The sequence below is a fragment of the Pseudomonas tehranensis genome (genome assembly GCF_014268615.1).
Classification (GTDB): domain Bacteria; phylum Pseudomonadota; class Gammaproteobacteria; order Pseudomonadales; family Pseudomonadaceae; genus Aquipseudomonas; species Aquipseudomonas tehranensis.
In genome coordinates, this window is sequence record NZ_JABWQV010000326.1 from 1 (window position 1) to 4,654 (window position 4,654).

4 protein-coding genes are annotated in these 4,654 nt (G+C 60.7%); all 4 read left to right on the forward strand.

Annotated elements, in window-relative coordinates:
• Window positions 1-140 precede the first annotated feature (140 nt).
• The 4 genes from hslV (at window position 141) to phaC (ending at window position 4,548) form a co-directional block, all read left to right on the forward strand.
• On the forward strand, window positions 141-671 hold the full coding sequence (gene hslV, locus HU811_RS25090) for an ATP-dependent protease subunit HslV (RefSeq protein ID WP_003186641.1): 531 nt from the start codon (window positions 141-143) through the stop codon (window positions 669-671).
• 37 nt (window positions 672-708) lie between these two features.
• A complete protein-coding gene (gene hslU, locus HU811_RS25095) occupies window positions 709-2,046 on the forward strand; it encodes an ATP-dependent protease ATPase subunit HslU (RefSeq protein WP_092395508.1) in 1,338 nt (445 codons plus the stop codon).
• Between the two features lie 169 nt (window positions 2,047-2,215).
• Window positions 2,216-2,593, forward strand: a complete 378-nt coding sequence (locus HU811_RS25100) for a gamma-butyrobetaine hydroxylase family protein (protein ID WP_092395506.1) — start codon at window positions 2,216-2,218, stop codon at window positions 2,591-2,593.
• A 275-nt stretch (window positions 2,594-2,868) separates the two neighbouring features.
• A complete protein-coding gene (phaC, locus tag HU811_RS25105) occupies window positions 2,869-4,548 on the forward strand; it encodes a class II poly(R)-hydroxyalkanoic acid synthase (protein WP_186658678.1) in 1,680 nt (559 codons plus the stop codon).
• The last annotated feature ends 106 nt before the right edge of the window (window positions 4,549-4,654 follow it).

Below are 4,654 nucleotides of genomic sequence, written 5' to 3' on the forward strand. Positions count from 1 at the left end.
CGCAGCCTCGCTCCGCTCGACAGCTCCTACGCGCCTCGCACCACTCGTCCCCTCTCCCACCCCGCAGTTGAAAAAAACCACGCCACCCCCATATGAGTTCCATCCGGGCATTTTCGCCCCGCTGCGTGGAGACTCTTCCCTTGACCACCATCGTTTCAGTCCGCCGTCATGGCAAAGTCGTCATGGGCGGCGACGGCCAGGTTTCACTGGGCAACACCGTGATGAAAGGCAACGCGAAGAAAGTCCGCCGCCTGTACCACGGCCAAGTCATTGCCGGCTTCGCCGGGGCCACTGCCGATGCGTTCACCCTGTTCGAGCGTTTCGAAGGCCAGCTTGAGAAACATCAGGGCCACCTGGTGCGTGCCGCCGTGGAACTGGCCAAGGAATGGCGCACCGACCGTTCCCTGAGTCGCCTCGAAGCCATGCTCGCGGTCGCCAACAAGGACGCCTCGCTGATCATCACCGGTAACGGTGATGTCGTTGAACCCGAGGATGGCCTGATCGCCATGGGTTCCGGCGGCGCCTACGCCCAGGCCGCGGCCAGCGCCCTGTTGAAAAAGACCGATCTGTCGGCCCGCGAGATCGTCGAGACTGCCTTGGGCATCGCCGGCGACATCTGCGTCTTCACCAACCACACCCAAACCATTGAGGAGCAGGATCTCGCGGAATAAGCCACGGCTCATTCTTGCTTGAGGACCGCCAATTATTATGTCCATGACTCCCCGCGAAATCGTCCACGAACTCAACCGTCATATCATCGGCCAGGACGATGCCAAGCGCGCCGTCGCCATCGCCCTGCGTAACCGCTGGCGTCGGATGCAGCTGCCTGAAGAGCTGCGCGTCGAAGTGACCCCCAAGAACATTCTGATGATCGGCCCGACCGGTGTCGGTAAAACCGAGATCGCCCGTCGCCTGGCCAAACTGGCCAACGCGCCATTCATCAAGGTCGAAGCCACCAAGTTCACCGAAGTCGGTTATGTCGGTCGCGACGTCGAGTCGATCATCCGCGACCTGGCCGATGCCGCCATCAAGTTGCTGCGCGAACAGGAAATCACCAAGGTCCGCCACCGCGCCGAAGATGCCGCCGAAGAGCGCATCCTCGACGCGCTGCTGCCGCCAGCGCGCATGGGTTTCAACGCCGAATCTGCTGCGACCCAGGATTCCAACACCCGCCAGCTGTTCCGCAAGCGCCTGCGCGAAGGCCAGCTGGACGACAAGGAAATCGAGATCGAAGTGGCCGAAATGGCCGGCGTCGACATCTCCGCACCGCCCGGCATGGAAGAAATGACCAACCAGCTGCAAAGCTTGTTCGCCAACATGGGCAAGGGCAAAAAGAAAAACCGCAAGCTCAAGGTCAAGGAAGCGCTGAAGCTGGTTCGCGATGAAGAAGCCAGCCGCCTGGTCAACGAAGAAGAGTTGAAGGCTAAGGCCCTGGAGGCCGTCGAGCAGCACGGCATTGTGTTCATCGACGAAATCGACAAGGTCGCCAAGCGCGGCAATGTCGGCGGCGCCGATGTGTCCCGCGAAGGCGTGCAACGCGACCTGCTGCCGCTGATCGAAGGCTGCACGGTCAACACCAAGCTGGGCATGGTCAAGACCGACCACATCCTGTTCATCGCCTCCGGTGCGTTCCACCTGAGCAAACCCAGCGACCTGGTGCCCGAGCTGCAAGGTCGCCTGCCGATCCGTGTCGAGCTCAAGGCCCTGACGCCGGAAGACTTCGAACGCATCCTGAGCGAACCCCACGCATCCCTGACCGAACAGTATTGCGCCCTGCTCAAGACCGAAGGCCTGAACATCGAGTTCGCGCCAGAGGGCATCAAGCGCTTGGCGCAGATCGCTTGGCAGGTCAACGAGAAGACCGAGAACATCGGTGCCCGTCGCCTGCACACGCTGCTCGAACGTCTGCTCGAAGAGGTGTCGTTCAGCGCCGGCGACCTGGCCAGCGCCCACAACGAAGCACCGATCCTCATCGATGCCGAGTACGTCAACAGCCACCTGGGTGAACTGGCAGAGAACGAAGACCTGTCGCGGTATATCCTGTAAGCAGCAATTACAGGCGAACGCAGACCTGTGGGAGCGGGCTTGCTCGCGAATGCGGTGTAACAGTCAACATTGCTGTGACTGACACTGCGCATTCGCGAGCAAGCCCGCTCCCACATTCGACTGTGTCGTTTTATCGATCAAGGCGTCCTTCAGAGACAGATCACAAGCCATGACCAAACTCCCCAGCGCCATCAACCTGCACAAAGCCTCCAAGACCCTGACGCTCAAATACGCGCCGGACGAGGAATATCACCTGCCCGCCGAATTCCTGCGGGTGCACTCGCCTTCCGCCGAGGTCCAGGGCCACGGCAAACCGATCCTGCAACATGGAAAGCTCGGCGTCGGCCTGACCAAGGTCGAACCGGCCGGCCAGTACGCACTGAAATTGACCTTCGACGATGGCCACGACAGCGGACTGTTCACTTGGGATTATCTGTACCAACTGGCGGTACGCCAGGAGGACCTGTGGAACGATTATCTTGCCGAACTCAAGGCGGCCGGAAAAACCCGCGACCCGAACGAGTCGGTCGTCAAGCTGATGCTCTAACTCAAGGGCTGGCGCTTTAGGGCGAATTTTCTAGACTCATCTGCTTGAATGCCCCCGCGGCAACGTCAATGACTGGCCTGCTTGCGAAAAAAATTAAACTCGGGTAACCAATGGAGCTGGCAAGTTCCCTGCAAAGGAATCGCCGAGTTCCTTGCACACGTTTCCTCATTGCCTCGATGCGGAATCAACGGTAACCCGAGCAGCGTACCTGGCATTGGCTGTGAGCTTTCTGGCATGGCCCAGGTACTCGTCTGAAGGACAATGGAGCGTCGTAGATGAGCAACAAGAACAACGATGACCTGAAGTACCAGGCCTCGGAAAATACCCTGGGGTTGAATCCTGTCGTCGGCTTGCGCAGAAAAGATCTGCTGGCCTCTGCCCGAATGGTGCTGACCCAGGCCATCAAACAACCGCTGCACAGCGTCAAGCACGTCGCCCATTTCGGCGTCGAACTCAAGAACGTCCTGTTCGGCAGATCCGAGCTGCAACCTGCGGGCGATGACCGCCGCTTCAACGACCCGGCCTGGAGCCAGAACCCGCTCTACAAACGCTATCTGCAAACCTACCTGGCGTGGCGCAAGGAGCTGCACGCCTGGATCGACGAGAGCAGCCTCTCGCCTCAGGACATCAGTCGCGCTCACTTCGTGATCAACCTGATGACCGAAGCCATGGCCCCGACCAATTCGGCAGCCAACCCGGCGGCGGTCAAACGCTTTTTCGAAACCGGCGGCAAGAGCCTGCTGGATGGCCTGTCCCATCTGGCCAAGGACCTGGTGCACAACGGCGGGATGCCGAGCCAGGTCGACATGGGCGCCTTCGAAGTCGGCAAGAGCCTTGGCGTGACGGAAGGCGCCGTGGTGTTTCGCAACGACGTGCTGGAGTTGATCCAGTACCGACCCATCACCGAACAGGTTCACGAGCGCCCACTGCTGGTGGTGCCGCCGCAGATCAACAAGTTCTACGTCTTCGACCTGAGCCCGGACAAGAGCCTGGCGCGCTTCTGCCTGCGCAGCAATGTGCAGACGTTCATTGTCAGCTGGCGCAACCCCACCAAGGAGCAGCGCGAGTGGGGCCTGTCGACCTACATTGAGGCGCTCAAGGAAGCGGTGGACGTGGTCACGGCCATCACCGGCAGCAAGGATGTGAACATGCTCGGTGCCTGCTCGGGCGGCATCACCTGCACCGCGCTGCTGGGGCACTACGCCGCCCTGGGCGAGAAGAAGGTCAACGCCCTGACCCTGCTGGTGAGCGTGCTCGACACCACCCTGGACACCGACGTAGCGCTGTTCGTCGACGAGCAGACCCTGGAGGCGGCCAAGCGCCATTCCTATCAAGCCGGCGTGCTTGAAGGTCGCGACATGGCCAAGGTCTTCGCCTGGATGCGCCCCAACGACCTGATCTGGAACTACTGGGTCAACAACTATCTGCTGGGCAACGAGCCGCCAGTGTTCGACATCCTGTTCTGGAACAACGACACCACCCGGCTACCGGCGGCGTTCCACGGCGACCTCATCGAGATGTTCAAGAACAACCCGCTGATCCGGCCCAATGCACTGGAAGTGTGCGGTACACCGATCGACCTCAAGCAGGTCACCGCCGACATCTTCTCCCTGGCCGGCACCAACGACCACATCACCCCTTGGAAGTCCTGCTACAAATCCGCACAGCTGTTTGGCGGCAAGGTGGAATTCGTGCTGTCGAGCAGCGGTCACATCCAAAGCATCCTCAACCCGCCTGGTAACCCCAAGTCGCGCTACATGACCAGCGAGGACATGCCGGCCAAGGCCGAGGACTGGCAGGAGAACTCCACCAAGCACACCGATTCCTGGTGGCTGCATTGGCAGGCGTGGCAGGCAGAGCGCTCGGGCAAACTGAAAAAGGCACCCACAGTGCTGGGCAACAAGACTTATCCGGCGGGAGAAGCGGCGCCGGGCACGTATGTGCATGAGCGGTAACTGATGCAACTCGTCTGGCGCGGGAGTGGGCTTGCTCACGAAAGCACTCTGGCAGCCGACATTAATATTGGATGTAAGGCCGTCTTCGCGAGCAAGCCCGCTCCCA